General features: G+C 37.6%; 18 protein-coding genes. 11 read left to right on the top strand and 7 right to left on the bottom strand.

Going from position 1 to position 19,854, the window contains the following annotated elements; genetic code table 11:
- Positions 1–68: 68 nt before the first annotated feature.
- Positions 69–713 carry a type I-E CRISPR-associated protein Cas6/Cse3/CasE gene (locus ACZ8ZH_RS18655; protein WP_227504916.1) on the bottom strand — a complete coding sequence of 215 codons (645 nt, stop codon included), beginning with the start codon at positions 711–713 and terminating at the stop codon, positions 69–71.
- 403 nt (positions 714–1,116) lie between these two features.
- On the opposite strand from ACZ8ZH_RS18655, the gene ACZ8ZH_RS18650 reads away from it, so the two are divergent.
- The 3 genes from ACZ8ZH_RS18650 to ACZ8ZH_RS18640 are packed head-to-tail and all read left to right on the top strand — an operon-like array spanning position 1,117 to position 4,333.
- A complete protein-coding gene (locus ACZ8ZH_RS18650) occupies positions 1,117–2,301 on the top strand; it encodes a SprT-like domain-containing protein (protein ID WP_134253125.1) in 1,185 nt (394 codons plus the stop codon).
- Positions 2,298–2,666: a hypothetical protein gene (locus tag ACZ8ZH_RS18645; RefSeq protein ID WP_005006108.1), complete on the top strand. Its 369-nt coding sequence runs from the start codon at positions 2,298–2,300 to the stop codon at positions 2,664–2,666. Before ACZ8ZH_RS18650 ends, ACZ8ZH_RS18645 begins: the two co-directional genes overlap by 4 nt.
- Complete coding sequence (locus ACZ8ZH_RS18640; RefSeq protein WP_024160737.1) at positions 2,666–4,333, top strand: SNF2-related protein; 1,668 nt, start codon at positions 2,666–2,668, stop codon at positions 4,331–4,333. Before ACZ8ZH_RS18645 ends, ACZ8ZH_RS18640 begins: the two co-directional genes overlap by 1 nt.
- Before the next feature lie 145 nt (positions 4,334–4,478).
- Here ACZ8ZH_RS18640 and ACZ8ZH_RS18635 read toward each other — a convergent pair whose 3' ends face one another.
- Complete coding sequence (locus ACZ8ZH_RS18635) at positions 4,479–5,318, bottom strand: hypothetical protein (RefSeq protein ID WP_227553478.1); 840 nt, start codon at positions 5,316–5,318, stop codon at positions 4,479–4,481.
- 201 nt (positions 5,319–5,519) lie between these two features.
- On the opposite strand from ACZ8ZH_RS18635, the gene ACZ8ZH_RS18630 reads away from it, so the two are divergent.
- Positions 5,520–6,170: a hypothetical protein gene (locus ACZ8ZH_RS18630; protein WP_024160879.1), complete on the top strand. Its 651-nt coding sequence runs from the start codon at positions 5,520–5,522 to the stop codon at positions 6,168–6,170.
- On the top strand, positions 6,146–6,937 hold the full coding sequence (locus tag ACZ8ZH_RS18625; RefSeq protein ID WP_043041422.1) for a TraX family protein: 792 nt from the start codon (positions 6,146–6,148) through the stop codon (positions 6,935–6,937). The genes ACZ8ZH_RS18630 and ACZ8ZH_RS18625 overlap by 25 nt, the downstream gene beginning before the upstream one ends.
- A gap of 68 nt (positions 6,938–7,005) precedes the next feature.
- On the opposite strand, the gene ACZ8ZH_RS18620 is transcribed toward ACZ8ZH_RS18625, so the two are convergent.
- The 4 genes from ACZ8ZH_RS18620 to ACZ8ZH_RS18605 form a co-directional block, all read right to left on the bottom strand.
- Positions 7,006–7,752 (bottom strand): hypothetical protein, encoded by a 747-nt coding sequence (locus ACZ8ZH_RS18620; protein ID WP_024160733.1) that lies wholly within the window; start codon positions 7,750–7,752, stop codon positions 7,006–7,008.
- A 117-nt stretch (positions 7,753–7,869) separates the two neighbouring features.
- Positions 7,870–8,610, bottom strand: a complete 741-nt coding sequence (locus ACZ8ZH_RS18615) for a hypothetical protein (RefSeq protein WP_044111932.1) — start codon at positions 8,608–8,610, stop codon at positions 7,870–7,872.
- A gap of 34 nt (positions 8,611–8,644) precedes the next feature.
- A complete protein-coding gene (locus ACZ8ZH_RS18610; protein ID WP_024160732.1) occupies positions 8,645–9,184 on the bottom strand; it encodes a hypothetical protein in 540 nt (179 codons plus the stop codon).
- 80 nt (positions 9,185–9,264) lie between these two features.
- Positions 9,265–9,687, bottom strand: coding sequence for a hypothetical protein (locus tag ACZ8ZH_RS18605; RefSeq protein WP_024160731.1), 423 nt, complete (start codon positions 9,685–9,687; stop codon positions 9,265–9,267).
- Between the two features lie 59 nt (positions 9,688–9,746).
- On the opposite strand from ACZ8ZH_RS18605, the gene ACZ8ZH_RS18600 reads away from it, so the two are divergent.
- The 6 genes from ACZ8ZH_RS18600 to ACZ8ZH_RS18575 all read left to right on the top strand — a co-directional run bounded on the left by ACZ8ZH_RS18600 (position 9,747) and on the right by ACZ8ZH_RS18575 (position 16,726).
- Positions 9,747–10,553 (top strand): hypothetical protein, encoded by an 807-nt coding sequence (locus ACZ8ZH_RS18600; RefSeq protein WP_024160730.1) that lies wholly within the window; start codon positions 9,747–9,749, stop codon positions 10,551–10,553.
- A 1-nt stretch (position 10,554) separates the two neighbouring features.
- Entirely contained in the window at positions 10,555–11,409 is an 855-nt protein-coding gene (locus ACZ8ZH_RS18595) for a transglycosylase SLT domain-containing protein (RefSeq protein ID WP_024160883.1), read from the top strand.
- Between the two features lie 85 nt (positions 11,410–11,494).
- Entirely contained in the window at positions 11,495–12,001 is a 507-nt protein-coding gene (locus ACZ8ZH_RS18590; RefSeq protein ID WP_005006141.1) for a thermonuclease family protein, read from the top strand.
- A gap of 5 nt (positions 12,002–12,006) precedes the next feature.
- Positions 12,007–12,315, top strand: coding sequence for a hypothetical protein (locus ACZ8ZH_RS18585; protein WP_024160884.1), 309 nt, complete (start codon positions 12,007–12,009; stop codon positions 12,313–12,315).
- A 172-nt stretch (positions 12,316–12,487) separates the two neighbouring features.
- Positions 12,488–14,023 carry a site-specific DNA-methyltransferase gene (locus ACZ8ZH_RS18580; RefSeq protein ID WP_024160885.1) on the top strand — a complete coding sequence of 512 codons (1,536 nt, stop codon included), beginning with the start codon at positions 12,488–12,490 and terminating at the stop codon, positions 14,021–14,023.
- 15 nt (positions 14,024–14,038) lie between these two features.
- Positions 14,039–16,726 (top strand): DEAD/DEAH box helicase, encoded by a 2,688-nt coding sequence (locus tag ACZ8ZH_RS18575; protein ID WP_024160886.1) that lies wholly within the window; start codon positions 14,039–14,041, stop codon positions 16,724–16,726.
- A 52-nt stretch (positions 16,727–16,778) separates the two neighbouring features.
- On the opposite strand, the gene ACZ8ZH_RS18570 is transcribed toward ACZ8ZH_RS18575, so the two are convergent.
- Entirely contained in the window at positions 16,779–19,622 is a 2,844-nt protein-coding gene (locus ACZ8ZH_RS18570; RefSeq protein WP_264718060.1) for a primase/helicase family protein, read from the bottom strand.
- Positions 19,623–19,854 lie beyond the last annotated feature (232 nt).

The raw sequence follows: 19,854 nt of genomic DNA, 5'->3' as shown, positions 1-19,854 counted from the left end.
CCAGGATCTATATCAGATCAATATCTGAAAAAATTTCGTTTAAAAAAGGACTTTAAAAGTCCTTTCGATTAGGCGTGAGCACTATTATTACAAGGCGGTGTAAACAAAGTACCATCTAAGCGGATCATTCCAAAGCCGTAGGTTTTATCACGACCAATACCATTGAGCCATGCTGTTTTAAATAGCTCTAAATCACCAACAGTCGCACTAAATGAAATATCTATGGTCTGGACTGGAATATTCAAAATGCTGAGCTGTGGTCCACATTGTTGCTCAATTATAGTGACATCCAATAGACCTTTGCTACTAAGAGCGTTTTTGGTGAATTCGGCTGCTTCATCTCCAGTTAGATTTTTACGCTTCTTACCTGAATTGCCTTTGGGTTTTTCGCCGTGGACCGAAATGTATTCTTCAATTTCTTGGCGGTTAAAGCTACATTCACGGTTAAGAGGAACCATGATTTTTCCAGTGATTTGCTGACCGTGCGAAATTTCAATGTATTCTTTGGCCATTGGGATTTTGACGTCCGATACGCACGTTCTTAAATAGATGTGCTTGCCATCTGTAAAAAATATGACTTTTGCGGAACAGAATGTCTCGACCTTATTTCGTTTAAACATTTCTCTAAAAATGTACTTGAACAAGTTCTTTTCATTTTCAGGATGTGTAAGGGCAAAACAATTGGCTGTTAGTTTTATGTTATTCAGACTCATTTCGATATCCAGTTTTCTATAAACAGCATTATTAAGAACCATTGCCTTTAAATAGCGCCTTATTGACAATAAGGGTATTATTCAGCATTTATAAACGCTAAAAGTAACTTCTATGTGCATTTAACAAAAGTGGCTTATAATATACTTAAAACCCTCAAAATTGATATAGGAACACCAGTTTTGTGTGGAAGTAAAGCGTAACACTCATATTATGAAAACCAACCACAATTTATTAAACCTACACTTTAATGATACTTATTTTTTGTGTTGTAATTTTTTTTTAAAAAAATATATGCTTTGCTGATTATTTTAAACTATTGACTGTATTTTAAGCTGTGCGTAAACTTTAAACGTTGTTTTGTACAATCCACACCTAGTTTGATCCTGTTTGGACGACTGAAAAATGAACATAAAGAATAGAACTACGTTGCAGTTTTATGAAGAACTGCAGTTGGTGTATGACCGTTTCAATGAAAGGCTATTCAAAAATGAATTACCAGATTGTTTGATTACGCTTCAACGTATCAACAAAAATACCGGTTATTGGTCTGAGAATAGATTTGCTTCGACAGAAGATGATACGGCGTATACGCACGAACTGGCCCTTAACCCTGATTACTTTGGCACCCAACCATTGCTTAACATTTTTAAATGCTATGCACATGAGATGTGTCATATGAAACAAAGCATTTTTGGTGAGCCATCTAAACGCTCATATCACAATGCTGAGTTTGCGGCATTTATGCTTGAGATCGGTTTGATTATGACTGATGACGGCACAAAAGAAGGTCGCACGACAGGCGAGAAGATGACCGAAATCGTTGCACCTGATGGCTTGTTTATTCAAGTGTGCAATGAGCTTGTCGATGAAGGGCGTATCATCAAATGGTATGACAAGTACGCACCCAAAACGATTTCAAGTCTTGAAATGATTCAAGAGCAAGTGCAGTTGTTGGAGTCCATTCCGACTGCTTCTCCAAAGCTATTTCATATTGCCTTACTTGGCAATGAAATCAATTCAGCTTTGAAATCACCTAAAAAAGAGAAGCCAGTTGCCGAACCGGCAAAAGCACCAGATTCCCTCACTGGATATGCCATCCCAACAAGTGATGAAGAAGAGGAACCGACTCCCACTACAATGAATCCCTTTGATGTAGCGATCGGACTAATCGACATATCAAATACCGGTGCAAACCTTGGCGGTTATTATCCAACGGCTTTTGATGAAGATCCGTTAGATGATGACGACAAACCAATACCAGAACCTAAGGTTGTTAAACTTTATAAGGGTGAACAACCAAACGGCGATGATAACGAGCTTATTGTACTCAAAGAAACTATGATCGGTGGAACACTCTATCAAGAGCTTGGTTTAGCCAATTTTGAAGAGCCTGAGCCTGAGCCTAAGAAACAGACTAGGGCATCTTTTGCGTGTCCTGAGTGTGGCCGTGGTGCAACGTGTAGTCCTACTTTTAGATTATCGTGTACTGAATGTGAAGTTGAACTGGTACCATCAAAATCCATTGATAAAAGCCAGGTGAAGAAAAACAAAAAGGCTGCTAAAGCTGACCAAGGGGATGCAGAATGAAAACGATTGAAGAGCTTGGAATTCTGTTTTCTTCACACAAATACCGTTTTTATAACGAAAAAGACTTACAACTCGCGATTGAGCAAATGTTTATTGCCAATGAGATTCCGTATGAACGTGAGGTTCGTCTATCAAATAAAGACATCATTGATTTTACTGTTGAGCTTGATGTCGGCAAGGTGGGTGTTGAATTAAAAATAGATGGTGCACGTAACGCATTATTGCGTCAGATCAATCGCTATTTAAGCCATGACAGCATAAAAGCGCTCTATGTGGTTGGTACACCGTATTGGGTGAATAACATTCCAATCCAACTGAACAATAAATTTATTTACCGCCATCGTATTTTAGTGGGGGTCTTCTAATGTCTAAATCTTACGGCACCATTTCTCGTCAAGAAAAAAACTGGCACATTGAATGTGAACCACATGTTAAAACACGACTTAAGCGTGTATTCCCACAAGTCAGCCAACATGCATCAAAATTTATTGAGTTAAGCGATACGCCGTCTAATTGTCACGACCTACTTTGGTTTATTGAACGTTATCCAATGCATGTTGATGATCTTAAATACATGAAAGCGCAATCTAAGGCTTATGTGTCGCTAAAAGAAGATATTTTGGATGTGATGGACTATAAACGTCCGATCAAAACATTTGATCTTGCCGTGCCTCCATATGAGTATCAAAGAGCAGCTGCAGATCTACTACTTAATGTTAAAGGTTTGCTCTTGGGGGATGATTTGGGCCTTGGCAAAACAGCGAGTGGAATATGTCCGATGATTCTACCTGAATCGCTCCCGGCGCTTTTTGTGACAATGACACATCTTCCAATGCAAATTAAGAATGAAATTGAACGCTTTGCTCCGCACCTAAAATGTCACATCCTAAAGAAAGCATCGCCTTATCCATTGCACAAAGAGGGTGAAGCAGCACCCGATGTCATTATCACCAGTTATTCAAAGTTGAACGGTTGGGCTGAATATCTTGCCGGAAAGATTAAGTACGTAGTGTTTGACGAGATCCAAGAGTTACGGACTGGCTATACATCGCAAAAGTATTCCGCTGCTAAACTCATTAGTGACCAAGCTGAATTACGCCTCGGTCTATCAGCTACACCGATTTATAACTACGGTGATGAATTCTACAACATCATTGAAATATTGCGTCCAGATAGCTTAGGTACCGCTACCGAATTCGCTCGTGAGTGGTGTTCACACGAAAAACGTATTAATGATCCTAAAGCGTTCGGGATGTTTTTACGTGATGAAGGTCTAATGTTGCGCCGTACTCGAGCAGATGTAAATCGAGAGTTACCGCCAGTACAAATCATCCCTCAATATGTCGAAAGCGATCCTAAAGTACTGGATCAAATTAAGGGCAAGGCAATGGAACTGGCAAAAGTAATTTTAAGCTCTACTCAAGAATTCCAAGGGCAAAAGCTTCGTGCGACAGAAGAATTCAATATTATGATGCGCCAAGCAACAGGTATCGCCAAAGCGCCGTATGTCGCTGAGTTCGTGCGTATGCTTGTTGAGTCTGGTGAATCAGTCATGCTTTATGGTTGGCATCGAGATGTGTACAACATTTGGCTAGAACGCTTGGCTGAATTCAATCCTGTTATGTATACAGGTACGGAAGGACCTGCAGCTAAGGAACGATCTAAACAAGCATTCTTGAATGATGAAAGTAAAGTCTTCATTAGTTCATTACGTTCATCTGCCGGGCTTGATGGCTTGCAGTACCACTCAAAATGCAAAACATTTGTGTTTGGTGAGTTGGATTGGTCGCCTGGTGTTCATGATCAATGTATTGGTCGCTTAGACCGTGACGGTCAAATCAAACAGATCTCGGCATATTACTTGTTGGCTGATTCGGGTTCAGATCCAATTATTTCTGATGTCTTAGGCATCAAAAAAGGCCAGTTGGAAGGAGTTAAAAACCCGAATGGCGAATTATTTGAACATTTAATTACGGACGGTGGCGGTATCAAGCGCTTAGCCGAACACATACTGAATAAGAAGGTAGCTTAAGAGAAACTTTATGACTGAACTTTACCTAGCTTGTTTTAGAGATTCTGCTACAAAACTTCGGTATGACCAGGCCCTTTCGTTAAAAGATCGCTATATTCTTCTTCCTTTTGATATAGCCGATGCACATAAACTACCATGGTGCTATTTATGAATATTGAAATGCTTTTGTGTATGTCCAACTTAAATTGACCAACAAATTAGGTTCTTTATCCAAAGCGAATAGATCTGAATAAACATTAAAGTTTTTACCCAAAAATGCATTGTGTAAGAAGTGAATAAGGTCTAGATCCACGTAGTTAACCGTAGACACAATCTTTAAGTATTCAGACAAAGCTTTAAACATCGGTGTTAGCTCTGCGATGGCACGGCTATACCGCTGTTCTGATTTATGCTCTCTATATTTTTCAAAGCCATTTTTCAAAATCCTTTTGAGCTCTGCATCATCAAATGGAATATTTGAATAAAACTCACCAGTACTAAGATCTCCAAAATTAGACATAAAGTTATCAATCACGGGTAATTTACGTTCTAGAGATAAGCGCTGCGTTGATCTGATTAATTTAATGAATGAATAGAAAAACGGTAAGAAGCGTCTGTAGTAATCATAAATGACCTCTGCAAGCTTACGATCGCGAACATCAGCATTGATGGGTACACATTTAGGATATTGCGTAACAAAATTGGGTTTCTGCAGATAAATGGTTAGGTCCTTAAACACCTCAGCACCATTTAGGCGATTAGATTTAAGAAATGACCAATCTACCAAGTCATAATCTACTGCACGAATCTCTCTTAGATTTAATTCATCAAACTTAAAGTTGAGTAGGCGTAGGTAATCTACAAAATTAGCCAAGTACCATGGCTGAGTTTTATCGATGTTGTATTCAGGATGACTATCAATGTCCAAGTGATTTAATAAATTGGTCCACGACTGGTCAATTCCAGCCAAATTAACTTGTTTGTCTATTCGATCAGGGGTAAGCATAGTAATCCCAATTGTATATACTAATTCGTAAGAAATTAGATACATTGTATCAATAATTCCTAGAATAAATATTCTTTTAAATTTTTTATCAATTCTAATTCGCCACACAACAAAAATGCTTATTTACTGAGCTAAAAACTTATATCCAATTAATTAAAACCCTATATAATTATTTTAATACTCTAATTCGAGTGAGTTGTTATGATTAGTGATCCAATCGAAATCGCAAAATTAAAACAAAGCATCTTAGATTTAAGAAACAATATTTTTCCTCCACAAAACCTTTTAACGGTTGATGGATTACCAATTTATTATGGTGAGAAAAAGTTTGTTGATGAATATCTTGCACAATGGATGGACTTTTATCAAAAAGCATTAGAACTTTCTAATCCTTTTGGTGATCCTATTGATTTGTCCGAAATAAATGAAATTCATTTGCCTGTGCATTTTAATTTGCCCGTGTTTGCTCGTAATGTCACTCGCATGATTTTAAATAAAACACTGGCCAAGGAATCTATTACTTTTCGTTCAAGTGCAGATCTGTTTGAGAAGTGCGGATACTTCAATCGTGAATATACGGATTTAATTTATGAGTACTTTGATCGTGATGAAGATAACGTATTGGTCGGGCATCGACCGTATAACGATATTCGTGCGTACTTGTTTTATGCCGGCGATGAAGAGCGTCATCGCACGAGATTTTATAACTCTGGCCTGGTGCTCGGTTATCCCGAAGGTTGGAATAGCATTGAGATCTTAGATAATCGTAACAACACCCGAAAACAGCGTAGTGATGCTTATACAAACCCTTTAGCGAAAAATAACACATGGTTCATCTACAAGAAGCTGTAATTAGCCAAAGCGCCGTGCGAGATCGCAATAGAGCCTTGGATCTATTGAAGTGGATTGCGATTGTGACCATGGTTATTGACCACGCATCAATATTATTTCCTCAATATAATCTGTTGTTGAGGACGATTGGCCGTTGGGCTTTTCCTATTTTTTGTATCATGCTTGCATTCAATTTGAACCAAGCTATTTCTAAAAAGAAAACCCATACATTAAAAAACTATTTTAAAAATTTGGCGTTGTTTTGTGTGCTATCAGAAGTACCGTATCAACTATTCAACCAAGAGCCATTTACAACTCTGAACGTCATGCCTACGTTGCTTTTAGGATTTTTGCTTGTTGTATTAGGGGAATCTAAACATAAATATGCAACGCTGCAGTTTGTCTCTCTGTTAGTCGTGATCACATTGCTATCTAATTTTATTATGTATAGCGTGTGGGGCGTTTTATTAATTGTATTCCTGTATTTATTCTTTAAAACAACCAACGTTCATTCTAAGAAATACTTTTTAATGATCAGCGTCTTGCTCACTTCATTGGCCAACATTTTCAACTGGTTGATTGGTGGCTACTATACGGATATGACTACATATTCTTTGGCATTCTCATTTGCTGTCAGTAGCGCCATTGCAACGTGTATTGGTGCACAATTCCTACTGAAAGGACAGCACATGAATATACCTTTTGAATTACCGCCAGTGGGGAAGTGGGCGTACTGGTTCTATCCAGTACATCTCGTCATCATTTGGATTCTTTTTAAATTTGCATAATAAATTTAGGCATAAAAAAAGCACCAAAGTATTTATGACTAAGGTGCTTTTTTATTGCTTAATCAGCGTTATTCGCTAGATCCAGCATCTAAACCGAATGAGCTAATTTCTTGCTGTCTTTCTTGCTCAGCTGCTTGTTCTGGTGATGCTTGTGGAGTAGGTGCACCAGATTGGTTATTTTGTTGATCATATTGATTCAGCAATTGCTTTAATGCTTCAGGATCTTGAGCAATTTGATTCGCAATTTCTAATGTTGGGTCCTGTTGTTTTTTACCAGCAGCATAACCAAAAATAGCCAAACCAATGAAAGCAGCAAAGAAAGTGGCAAGTACGATCAGTACAAATTTACCAATAATGCTACCTTTGAAGCGTTCAAACCAAGTTTCATCTTCATAGTGGTAAGGTTGGTTAATGTTTTGGCAACCATAGCTAAATGCATCCATCCACGCATTACGAACCAATTGTTTAATTTGTTCTGTTTGCGGTAAATGACCTTTTTTAGCCACGTTTACTTTGATTTTTGGCTCTGCTAATACAAAACGTTTTTCTTCACCATTACCTAGTGTATTAACGAGCTCTACGGTACCAGAACAAGTGAAATAACGACCAACATCATTGTTTTCTAAAGTATCAAAACCACTGATTTGTATTGTTAACTCTTTAAGATCGGCATTCGGGATTTTTATATTTTTAGGTTGACGATTCAAATCTTCAGAATCCGTATCAACTGAGATTGTTAAAAGGTCATTGTTACTAAAAATTGAAACAAGAGGGTCGTGAGATAGAATGTCTTTTTGCTTCTTAATTAAACTCACAATGTATCACCAGTTAAAATAGAAATTAAAAGTATTATATTTTAAAAAAGGGTTTTAGTGATAGTTTATTTTATGTTTAACGTAAAAAAGCCACTTTTAAGAAAGTGGCTTTTAGGTTTAAGGGAGGTAGTTATTATTTATAAAATATTCCTTTTTAATTCTCTTAATCTCCATGCCTTTGTCTAAAAGCAATTTAAACTCATTAAAATCATCACGCATAAGCTTATGAACCTTTAATGATTTTTGACTCTTAGCTTTGATAGCACTGTTGTATTGTACTGCAGCAACCAGATCGTAATGCTTATTTAGATCCAAACCATAAAGTGATGTTAATTTTTCAGAAATATAATCAAATATAACGGTCAAACAGATGACCTTATTGTTAGTGTTAGTCAGTATCTCTTCTGGAAATTCATTATTTCCCGAAGCTGCACTGGCTAAACGTGCCCATTCTGTCATGGGTAGGGAACCATCTTCACCAATCACGTTGATTAAGTTGTTTAAAAAGATAAAGCGGTGATTAAAAAACTTCACTTTGCTTTTTTGCAAAATTCTAAATGTATAAACGTTTGCCCAATACACAACATAGTTTTTAATCTTTAGACCATTGATTGAGTCTTGCGTTAATAAATCTTCATTGGTGATGCCATGATATTGAGTTGCTTCTTCAGTGACTTGTTTTTTTGGCTTCCAGTAGCTCTCTTCAGCATTATAAAGATACTGAGCCTGTTCTATTGATGATGTGCGGCACTTTTTAATACGCGTCAAAATAGACGACTTAATAATGTCAGGCACATCAACTGGATTCTTGACTTTGGCGGTAAATTCCAGTGTGAGGAAACATAATGGTGCTGGCATAGCTTGGCCTTTCTAATATCCCTTAATTTATAACTTAAAACGTTCTATTTTCTGAATTGATATTCGCGAAATAAGGAACTAATTGCTTTTCTCGGTCATGAATGTATGCAGTTGATGACATATCCAATACCGCACCTGGTACATAAGTTAGGTTTAGATTGATATTTTCACCGTTACCATCGATCAAGACGCCATTAAACCGCGCTTTGTCTGGATCTCCTTTTACAAATAGCTGTTGGCCAACATAACCGGACAAGCTATTGATATAGAGGTTTTTCATTTTTTCCGAAGATTGCAAAGCATTTATATAGAGAAGATCCATAATTTTTTCTTCTCCATTTTGATTTCTAATTTTTACTGTTTTTGGACCAACAACATCCACAATTGTAGCAATCCATAAGTCATGATGTTCAACTTCCCAACCATTGTAGCGACTTTCAATCCAATCGGGGCTTAAGAGTCTTGGCTTAAAGGGGTAGGAGTAGATTTTGAATATTAAGATCGAAACCACAATTATGATTGGCAAGCCAAAACATATTTTTATTTTATGTTTCTTAAAAGCACTGTTAAACATAACCGTATATACCAAAAAATTTAAAATCATTTTAACTTAAAATAATAAGTTTGTATTGGTTAAAACCATTGATATATCAATTATTCATCACTGTTATAGGTATAACCATCATCACTACTGCGATCTTTACCTACTAATAATTCTTCAATACGCTTAGCTTCAGCTATTGTTCTGAGTGCATTTTCCTTTTTTTCTTGTCGTTCTGTATTTTCACGAATCGCTTCAAGAATCTCAGGAGATAAGGCCTTTTCAGGTTGTTGTTCTTGGGCTTCAGGCTCGGAAGCACTTGCTTCTTCAGCCTTTATAGGTTGGTCTTTTTTCTTAGGATCTACCAAGTCATAAAACACAAGTTCTTTTGATTCACTCGTTGCGGATTCGTCTAAAAACTTCTTTTCTTGACCTTTTAATGGATCTTGTTCATTTGGAGTATTAGAGTTATTACAGGCACTTAAAAGGGTGGAAATTAAAATAACCGTTGCGAAGTTAAAAAGGGTTTTAGACACGTTGAAAATCCTTTAATATAATAACGTATTCTACATAATAAAAGTCCGTAGGTAAAAGTATGTCTTCAGATAAAAATAGTTCTGATAGTGCTACACAAAAGGTAAATATTACCAATGAGGTTTTAGATGAAGCTGCCATTAAACAGGCAATTGAAGCTAATCAACCCCGTAAATCAGGTATTTTAAAGCGAGTCTTTTTTGATTTCGGGCGTAAAAGCCACTGGAGTTCAGCTAGAAAAGGGTTTTTACCGCATTTATCTAATATTAGATCAATGCTGTCGCCAACATGCCCCGAATGCGGTAAATCGATTTTAATGCATGACAACAGGATTCCACGTTCTTATAAAGGCAACGTGAATTGGGTATGTGCACACCCTTTATGTGAATATGAAATTGTCGCACCTAACAATTTTAAACAACTGAAAAAACTCATTGCTAATACTCACTACCCAAGAGGGCAAGAACGTTTAGCTTCAATGAGTAATGATGAAATAGACAAGCTTATTAAAAACCATCAGTTTTCTTCTTATTTGTATTTAGCATTATCTATGTTTACAGGCTTGTACGTAGTTTATATGTTCTTTAAAGCGCTATATCCAATGCTTGTTGTACCAGGTGTATTATTGGTGTTTTATCTATACATGGTTAGCATCAATTCAGCTTATCGTGCATGGCAAGTCCGTACTGGTCTTTTATTCTTACCGAATTCGCCATTCTTGGCATGGTTCCGCTATGCGCCAAAAAAATATAGCTTATCGTGGTATGACGGCAAAAACCCATTGCCAGTTGAAACACTGAATAAGTTAGCTGACCGTAAACAGCACCTAATCGACAATTTCAACAACAACGATAAAGGTGCTGATTAATATGCTGTTAAAACCAACGCTATTTGCGACTCTATTAGGATCAAGCGTTGCTTATGCTCAATTGCCTCAAAGTTCTGAGGCTCTAGGTTCATATGCAAACCATGTCAATTCTAATGGATCAAGTACACCATATCGACCATTTCAGGTCATGACCAACACTCAGCAAGAAACGGCGCCAGCAAAGCAAAGAGGCTTTACGAGTCGTTACTTGGGCGTGAAGTACACACCGAAAAAAACTGAAGAAACTTCGACTAGCACTGAGCGCACGGCAGTTGCACAAAATGGACCACAACCTAGTGGCCAGCAAGCACCAGCACCACAACAACAACCCGTTCGCCAGAATATCCGTCCTGTTACTTATACCTATCCAACTACGCAATACAATCAAGCGAGTGCATCTTACGATCAAACCGTACCGGGTAGAGTCGCTACTTTGAGTTGTGTTATTCATGCTGCGCGGTCAGAAGGTGTTCCGCTGTATGTTTTATTGGGTATACATAGCAAAGAGCGTGGTACCAATGGACAAACAGTGCAAAACAAAAACCTTTCATTGGATATGGGGCAATTCCAAATCAATACCATACACTTTAAACGTGGCGGTATGTTTGAAAGTTATAACAGCCATTATGTGCGTACTGATGGATGTCTGAATGCGCGACTTGCAGCCAAGATCTTGCGAAATCGATTAGCCACAAAACCGTCAACCGATTTTTGGGTTAGAGCAGCTGCTTACCATTCATGGACGCCATCTTTTAATGCGATATATCGCAATGGCACGGCGAAACAACCTGGTTTAGTTGCGTATGCACTTCAATGGAAAAACTGGCTTGAGAGAAAGGGGATAAATCCTAACTAATCAGCTAAATATATTTTTTAAGAAAAAAATTCCAGTTATGTAATGCGATATAATTTACCTATTCTTTACCCACTAAGGATTCAAAATGAACCTTAATACAACTTTAAAAAGTTTAGCTTTAACCTTATCCATGTCTGTTGTTGCTACTGCAGCTCAAGCCGATTTTGTTGGCAAAGTTGTACGTATTTCTGACGGCGACACTATCACCGTTTTAAACAACAACAATGAGCAGATCCGTGTTCGCTTCAACCAGATTGATGCACCAGAAAAGAGTCAAGCTTTTGGTCAGAAATCGCGTCAGAACATCAGTTTCTTGCATGAAACGATTGTGTATGTGCAAGAAAATAGTAAGGACCGCTACGGTCGTACTCTTGGTACCATTTTTCAGATGCGTACAAACCAAGTGCCTAACTTAAACATCGTGAATAGTGTTAACTATAAGCAAGTTAAAGATGGCTATGCATGGGCTTATCGTGAATATCTCAAAGATAAAATTATTTTGAGTGCTGAAAGCAACGCACGTTCTCAACGCCTTGGTTTATGGGCTGATCCAAACCCTGTTTATCCAAGCCAGTACCGTCACAATAAGTAATATTGATGAACGGTGAATTAAATACCGCTAAAGCCGTAGCGGTATTAAATAAATATGTACTGCAACAACAATGTGGTAATCGTATGGAACTGCAGTTTTTCAGTGAAGAACTGCAAGCTCAGATTGAAGCTCTCAGCTTGGCTTCTGTACGAAATGAGTTGGTTACTCAGTTGGCAAATTTGGGAAAATGTCTTTGTGATGAAAAGTTGGTGAATTGTTCAGCCAACGCAAATTACTCAGAAGTGGCAATAGATTTCCTTGAAATGCACTTAGAGTCGCTGGAAGGGCGACAGTTCAAAGAAGGTTTTATATGACATCTATTGTCATATCCACGGAATCCAATTAATCACCAAAACAGAACAAGCCACTAAGCTATTTAGTGGTTTTTTAATGGGTTAAATTAAATATTTTCATCATTCTTATAGATATAAAATAAATAAATAGTTGATAATAGGTTATTAATTTAAACCTATAATTGTGATTTTTATGCCTTTACTCGATTGGGTTAATCGTAACCAAGCCGAAGAAACAGCAAGCCAAGTTCCATTCCATCTTTTAAAATTCCAGAAATCATTTGGTGATACCGATACAGCCAAAGAAAACCTTATTATTCAGGGTGATAATCTACAAATCTTAAAATCTTTACTACCTTTATATGGCGGTAAGGTTAAATGTGTTTTTATTGATCCACCGTATAACAGTCAATCAGCTTTTGAGCACTATGATGATAAATTAGAACACGCTCAATGGCTTACAATGATGTATCCACGTTTGCAATTACTAAAGGAGCTTTTAACTGAAGATGGTTCTATTTGGATTACTCTTGATGATAACGAATCACATTATTTAAAGGTCATGTGTGACGAAATCTTTGGAAGAAAAAACTTTGTAGCAAACATCGTATGGCAAAAAAGATATTCGAGAGAAAACCGTGAAGCTATTGGAGATGCTCACGACCACTTGCTTGTATATGCTAAAAACTCAATGGAGTTTAAAAAAGTTCGTAATCTAGTTCCTATGAATGAAACGCAAGCAAAAGTATATAAAAACCCAAATAATGATCCTAAAGGCAGATGGCGTGGTATTCCTATGACAGCGCAAGCTGGACATGCTACACCAGAGCAATTTTATGAAATTGTGAGCCCATCAGGTAAATCTTTCAGACCTCCAGAGGGAAGGTGTTGGGGTGTTTCAAGAGCAACATATGATAGATTGTTAGAAGAAGGGCGAATATATTTTGGTAAAAATGGTGATTCACAACCTAATATTATTAGATACTTATCTGAAGTTAAAGGTGTAGTGCCTTGGACTTGGTGGAACCATGAAGATCATGGACATACCGATGAGGCAAAAAAAGAAAGTCAACTTTTGTATGGAAAAGATGAAACATTCTCTAGCCCAAAACCTGAAAGATTGATGGAAAAAATACTCTATATTGCGACAAATAAAGGGGATATGGTTCTTGATTCATTTTTAGGTTCAGCGACTACCGCCGCTGTAGCTCACAAAATGGAAAGACACTACATTGGTATCGAAATGGGTGATCATGCTCAAACTCACGTTATCCCGCGTTTAGAAAAAGTCATTGAAGGTGAGCAAGGTGGCATATCTAAATCCGTGGAGTGGCAAGGTGGTGGAGGTTTTAGTTTTTATAAACTAGGCAACGCCGTTTTTGATGATCAGGGATTTTTAAATTCTGATGTTAAGTTTATGGACCTAGCTAGTTATATTTGGTGGCTCGAAACTAAATCAGCATTCAATAGTGCTGTAAGCCTTGAGAGTCCATTCTTAGGTGTTCATGACGGCGTATCTTATTTCTTACTATATAACGGCATTTTAGGTGATAGACGGCCTAATAGTGGGAATGTACTCACACATTCTATATTAAACTTCCTCAATGATTGCCATACCAGTGAAGGTAAGCGTGTGATTATTGGTGAAGCATCACGACTAGGTAAAACCAAATTAGATGAATTAAATATTGAGTTTAAACAGATTCCATATTCGTTATATGGCAATTAATACGTAAGGTTCCTCATGACTTTTCAATTAAAAAACTATCAAAGCCAGTCTTTACAATCTTTAGAGAACTACCTAACTTTAGCTGCCTCATTAGGTGCTGAAAAAGCTTTTAATAAGTGTGTCGGTGAAGACATTAAATATAATGATCGCTTAGATGGAATTCCTAGTGTATGTCTACGCGTACCAACTGGAGGGGGTAAAACCGTACTTGCTTCACATAGTATTGCGATTGCTGCGCGTAACTACGTAAATACAGATTCTCCAATTGTACTATGGCTTGTACCAACAGATATGATTCGCCAACAAACACTTTTGGCGTTATCTGATGCTACACATCCATATAGAAAAGCATTACAAGGGTATTACGGCGATCGCATCAAAGTATGTGACATTGAAAGTCTACAAACTTTGAACAAGCATGATGTGAATCAATCATGCATTGTGATTGTGACAACGATTCAAGCGTTCAATATCGACAAGGAAAAGACTTATCAACGCAATGCTTATGCATTTGATGAATCATTAAGTGAACATTTTACGAGCCTTACTGACTTCCAAACTGAAGGCATGGATCGAGTATCAGAAGATACTTTGAAATATCAAACATTTCTAACGCAACGTGATATAGGCCGTGTAAAGCATTCCTTGGTTAACTTTTTTCATTTACATAGACCGATCATCATTGTCGATGAAGCTCATAAGAACCGGGGTGGTAAAACGTTTTTTACTACATTAAAAACGTTGAATCCAAGTTGTTTGATTGAGCTTACAGCTACTCCAAAAGACAATAATGTGCTTTATTCAGTATCGGCAGCAGAATTAAAATCAGAAGAGATGATTAAACTTCCTGTAGTTCTGACTGAACATACTGGTAGTTGGCAAGATTGTATTCGCGATGCGCTAATACAACGCCAGAAACTAGAAGTACTGGCACAAAATGAAAGGGAATATATCCGACCAATATTGCTAATACAAGCTCAGGATAAAAATGGTGATGCTAATGTAAATGTTGTTAAAGAACATTTATTAAGTGAATATGAAAATATTACTAACGACTGGATTGCTATTTCTACTGGTGGTACCAAAGAGCTTGAAGATGAAAATCTATTTAGCCCTAAAAGCAAAGTCAAGATTGTAATCACTGTAGAGGCATTAAAGGAAGGTTGGGATTGTTCTTTTGCATACGTGTTAGCAAGTTTGCAAAACATAAATTCTGCAACTGATGTTGAGCAATTATTAGGCCGTGTTTTACGGATGCCATACGCTAAACTGCGTCAAAATGACGAGTTAAATAAAGCGTATGCTCATGTCATTTCGAGTTCTATTGCACAAGCTACGATGTTACTTAAAGATCGCATGATTCAAAATATGGGGTTTGAGAAGTGGGAGGCTGATGCAACAATTGTCGCTAAACCTCAGTACAATCTTGGGCTTGGAGGCGATGGTACAGCAACGAAACAAAAGATCCCTGAAACTATGATCTCTGTCCCGTTTGAAGTAAAGCCAGAAACCCTATCCGAAGAACTTAAGCAAGCAATTCAGACAAGAGAAAATAGCCAAGGTACCTCTTTGATTATCAATAAAGGTACGACTAATGAAACTTTTGATAAGATTGAAAAGGCCGTAATTGATCAGACTCCGCCTAAACAACTTGAAAAGGTTCAGGAAGTCTTTAATGAAGCTCGTGCTGAACGCCAGGCATATCAAGCACCTGAAAACTGGAATGCTTCTTTCGCATCAATTCCACAACTAGGTTTGTTCGTGGATGGTATGTGGCAAATTGCAGATAAGGAAACAATAGAAGACTCTATAGAATGGAATCTATTAGATTTCCCTATACAACTTGAAGGTTTTTCTATCAAAGAAACCGTCAATAGTTTTGAGATTGATCTTAATATAGATGAACAAAAACTCAATTATGCGTTACTTCAGAATCAACAAGCTCAATTTTCTAATATGCCGACTCTGGTTACTGAAACCGATCTTATTAATTGGCTTGATCGCAAAGTAAGTAGACAAGGGGTAACGCAAGTTCAGCTAAGAGCATATTTAACAAAACTGTTAAGTTATTTGCTTCACGTAAAAAACTTTACTCTTACACAATTACATCGTGCTCAGTTCCAACTATCCCTAGCCATCACAAAAGAATTGGATCGGTTATTTGAGTTGGCGCGTCAACAGGCTTTCCAAGGCGATTTGTTTAGTCAATTCCAAGTGGCCAATCAGCCTCAACCTGAAAATACATTTAAGTTTGAACCAGGCAAGTATCCTGTAAAGAAACCTTATCGTGGTGGATGCAAGTTTGAAAAACACTTCTATGCTCAAATTGACGACCTAAGAGAAAAAACTGAAGGTGGTAGCCTTTCGGAAGAGTTTCGATGTGCTCAACTACTTGAATGGCACTCTCGAGTAAAATATTGGGTCCGAAATATACCGAAACAGCCACAAACATCATTTTGGTTGCCTACTGGTAAGGACTATTTTTATCCAGACTTTGTTGCTGAGTTGGATGATGGATCTATATTCGTTCTTGAGTATAAAGGTAGTCACTTAGATAGTGCCGATGATGCGAGAGTTAAAGATGCTATTGGTAGACAGTGGGCTAAAGATAGCCAGGGTAAGCGTATTTTTCTTATGGCGACAAAACTAGATAAAAACGGACGTAGTTTGGAAGATCAAATTAACCATGCTTTAGCAAAATAGATATATACCCACTAAAAAAGCCCCGATATTCGGGGCTTTTTCATATCTGCTTTTACATATCGAACGACTGTCCACGTTCGTTAGTTTTGTTTAAATTCTGCGGTTCTATACCATACAGCTTTAGACCATCACCTAGAACGAGATCATCTACACGCTTTTCAAAACGAGTAAAGAAATCGTTCAGTCTTTGGAAGACTGGTGGTTCATCTAACAGTTTGGCCATGTTGTTTAATGTTTTACTTAGACCGTTCACAAGATTGAACTTTTGTTGACGGTCCAAAGACAAGCTGTTCGATGTATCTAAAAGGGTGGTGAGGCTTTCTTGAACCTTTTGATAGTTTTGATCATTGGTCACATTACTGACAATCAAATGCACTACTTTGTTTTTGATCTTCAATGTATCCAGATTCAATTGATCAAATGCAATGGTCCTATCAGTAAGATTTTCTCTAAATGTTTTGAGATTCTGCCACTCTGGATGTGCAGCCTCTAAATCAGATAAAACTTTCATGATTGACGCACGGTATTCGCTATCAGACGCACTAATCACAAAAAGTTCAGGATACGACCGCTTCTTAGAAACTTCTTCCTGAGCTTTATTGAGCTTATCTTCAGCGACAGCAATTGAACCCTCAACATCGGCATTACTAATACCAGCTTCATGAATTAACTTTCTAGCTTTATACATTTCTGCTGAATGAAGCCAAAAAGCGGTAAAGATAGCTGACTTAGCGTAGCTATGATGATCGATACCTTGCTGAAGGTTTTGTTCGGGAATGGTCGAACGATCCACACTCTGCAATTTAACTGTATCTTTGTTGATGTCCTTGGATACATCAATATGTACTTTGGTATTTTGCATGCTATCCATACTTGGGTTTGTGCTAGTGGTTGGTTCTTTGGCACCCATTTTCTCGAATTCAATATCACCGGCTTTAATCTTTTGATGGCCATCTGCAGTAGCTACAACTTTCAAAACATCATTTTGAACTTTGGTGACATCAATTTCAGAAAGGATCTCCATATAAGACTTAATGCCCTCAAGAGTCATGACGGGCGAAGATACAGGTGCCGTAGCGGTTGGAGTTGATTTATCATCAAATGCTTTATCAAATGACGGCGGTTGGTACTTTGGTTTTGCATAGGATTTCGTGCTACCTGTACCAGCTGGTCCATCATAGTTAGCTTTTGATAGATCTTGTTTACGCTTTTCAATATTTGCGTTGTAATTTTCAATATTTGCTTGGTTTTTAGCTCGTATGTTCTGCAATTCCAGATATTTTTCATCTGATTGTGCAATCACAATGCCGTAATTCGGTTGGTATTCTTTATTAGGGAACTTGGCTGCATAAGCTTCGCGTTGACGGTTGTAGCGGTTAATTGCATACGCAACTTCAGGGATCTTGTTGTCTATACGTTTGACGGCGTTATTTAGTTCTTTTGCCAACTCTGCAGCTAAACGTTCAACACCTAAATATTGACGAGCATCATCCCAATCAGAAACAGATAATTTATTTTGGAAAACTGGGGGTAGGGTGATACGTGTATTTTCATGTTTGCTCACATCACCTAACACACCACTTAATGAAAAGTTGTGACAAGCTTCTTGTAAGCCAGGATTCAAACCAGACTCAAGCGTTTGGCCAGCATCGTTATCATAACCAACAAATATATTGGCTTCAGGATTGATGCTGCGGATAAGCTCAGCAACACTTGAGATATTGGATTTACTGTATGACGCTAAAACTTGTGTGTTTTCTGCAGTAAAACCCTCACCCAATAAACCAAGCTCTAAACCAGCATCCAACGCCTTACGTGCGCTGATCGCTGTTGCCCAACCCTCCTTGATCAAATAGTTCTTTGCATTTGGGTTAAAGACTTCATAGGCAACATCAGGATTTTTGCTAACAGGCAAGAATGCATCTTTCGTTTTGGCTTTATCAAAAAAGTACTTGCCCTTATGCAGTACTTCTTCAAGCTTGTTGGTTTCTTTGTTGCGCTTTTTTTGGCGATGGTGGGTGATACGCTGTAAATTGACGACTTTGTTATTGGTGTCAATTAACGGTGCAAGAATGACAGCTCTGCTTTTACGTAAATCAAAGCCTTTTTTCTTTTCGCCCTCAAGCTCAGGTTCAAAGTTGATAAAATGCTTTTGATACGCTAATACATTCTCTACTGTTTCAACGAGAAGCTGTTGATTGGTGGCTGATTCAGGAAGTTCACGCTTTACTGCTTCAATGGCTTCATCACGGGTAAAGTTATCTTTACGCATGATTTTAGCGCCGTATGGCTCTAGGTTCTTTTCAACCATATACGGCATTTGTCGAATGTCGCGTTTAAAGGTCTGAATGCTTCCAGTTTTATTATTAAAAAATGAATCGTCAATAACTTTACCAGCACGTTGCCACTCAATACGGATAGCGATTTGTGCAGCTAAGAGCTCTTTTTCTTGTTGAAGTAGATGCTTCTTTTGAGCTTCTTCAAACTCACGTACACGGCGATCAACATCTTCTTTGCTTGGTGGTTTGTAGTTAGGGTTTGAATCTCGTTGAGGCTTGATTACGTTCTTATAGTGGTCAGCAAAAGCAATTGAGATTTCAATGTCAGTTACACCAAAGCGGTGTCCTTTGAGCACTGGCCAGTATTCACCAGTATCACGGTTCATGTTTGGATAGATCCAATACATCCCTCGTGGTTTGACATTGTTGCTACTTGATTTACTAGGGTTATCTGATTCGGTGAGGCAAGGCACTTTTTCATCAAATACGGTCACGAATTGATATTTACCAGATGACTTGAATACGAATCCGTAGTTTCGCTCCAGTTCTTCTTGGAAAAACTGAAACATCGTATTTAAATCACAATTATGTCGGGCGCTCGGTACTTTCTCAGCCATAACAATTCCAATTTCTAATATATATTCAGGTGCAATGTGCTACCCAGGTTGCATAGGACTATTAATCATATGCTTAAGAAAATTTATACTTTTAGTATATACCGATTCTAAAAACATTTCTGTTTAATCTTTAATATAAGCTATGTCTAATAAAGGTTTAAAGAAAAATTAAAAGTTTTAATTTATTATTTTAATAAAAAAGATTTAAGCCCTCAATGTTATAATTTACAGA

This window comes from Acinetobacter sp. SW-226, from assembly GCF_055632855.1.
The sequence above is the reverse complement of the archived record's forward strand: the minus strand, read 5'-3'. Positions and strand labels throughout refer to the sequence as shown.

What these genes read in the sequence shown, in the direction of transcription:
- ACZ8ZH_RS18655 (WP_227504916.1), bottom strand. Translation starts at nt 713, where the DNA reads ATGAGTCTGAATAACATAAAACTAACAGCCAATTGTTTTGCCCTTACA.
- ACZ8ZH_RS18650 (WP_134253125.1), top strand. Translation starts at nt 1,117, where the DNA reads ATGAACATAAAGAATAGAACTACGTTGCAGTTTTATGAAGAACTGCAG.
- ACZ8ZH_RS18645 (WP_005006108.1), top strand. Translation starts at nt 2,298, where the DNA reads ATGAAAACGATTGAAGAGCTTGGAATTCTGTTTTCTTCACACAAATAC.
- ACZ8ZH_RS18640 (WP_024160737.1), top strand. Translation starts at nt 2,666, where the DNA reads ATGTCTAAATCTTACGGCACCATTTCTCGTCAAGAAAAAAACTGGCAC.
- ACZ8ZH_RS18635 (WP_227553478.1), bottom strand. Translation starts at nt 5,318, where the DNA reads ATGCTTACCCCTGATCGAATAGACAAACAAGTTAATTTGGCTGGAATT.
- ACZ8ZH_RS18630 (WP_024160879.1), top strand. Translation starts at nt 5,520, where the DNA reads ATGATTAGTGATCCAATCGAAATCGCAAAATTAAAACAAAGCATCTTA.
- ACZ8ZH_RS18625 (WP_043041422.1), top strand. Translation starts at nt 6,146, where the DNA reads ATGGTTCATCTACAAGAAGCTGTAATTAGCCAAAGCGCCGTGCGAGAT.
- ACZ8ZH_RS18615 (WP_044111932.1), bottom strand. Translation starts at nt 8,610, where the DNA reads ATGCCAGCACCATTATGTTTCCTCACACTGGAATTTACCGCCAAAGTC.
- ACZ8ZH_RS18610 (WP_024160732.1), bottom strand. Translation starts at nt 9,184, where the DNA reads ATGTTTAACAGTGCTTTTAAGAAACATAAAATAAAAATATGTTTTGGC.
- ACZ8ZH_RS18600 (WP_024160730.1), top strand. Translation starts at nt 9,747, where the DNA reads ATGTCTTCAGATAAAAATAGTTCTGATAGTGCTACACAAAAGGTAAAT.
- ACZ8ZH_RS18595 (WP_024160883.1), top strand. Translation starts at nt 10,555, where the DNA reads ATGCTGTTAAAACCAACGCTATTTGCGACTCTATTAGGATCAAGCGTT.
- ACZ8ZH_RS18590 (WP_005006141.1), top strand. Translation starts at nt 11,495, where the DNA reads ATGAACCTTAATACAACTTTAAAAAGTTTAGCTTTAACCTTATCCATG.
- ACZ8ZH_RS18585 (WP_024160884.1), top strand. Translation starts at nt 12,007, where the DNA reads ATGAACGGTGAATTAAATACCGCTAAAGCCGTAGCGGTATTAAATAAA.
- ACZ8ZH_RS18580 (WP_024160885.1), top strand. Translation starts at nt 12,488, where the DNA reads ATGCCTTTACTCGATTGGGTTAATCGTAACCAAGCCGAAGAAACAGCA.
- ACZ8ZH_RS18575 (WP_024160886.1), top strand. Translation starts at nt 14,039, where the DNA reads ATGACTTTTCAATTAAAAAACTATCAAAGCCAGTCTTTACAATCTTTA.
- ACZ8ZH_RS18570 (WP_264718060.1), bottom strand. Translation starts at nt 19,622, where the DNA reads ATGGCTGAGAAAGTACCGAGCGCCCGACATAATTGTGATTTAAATACG.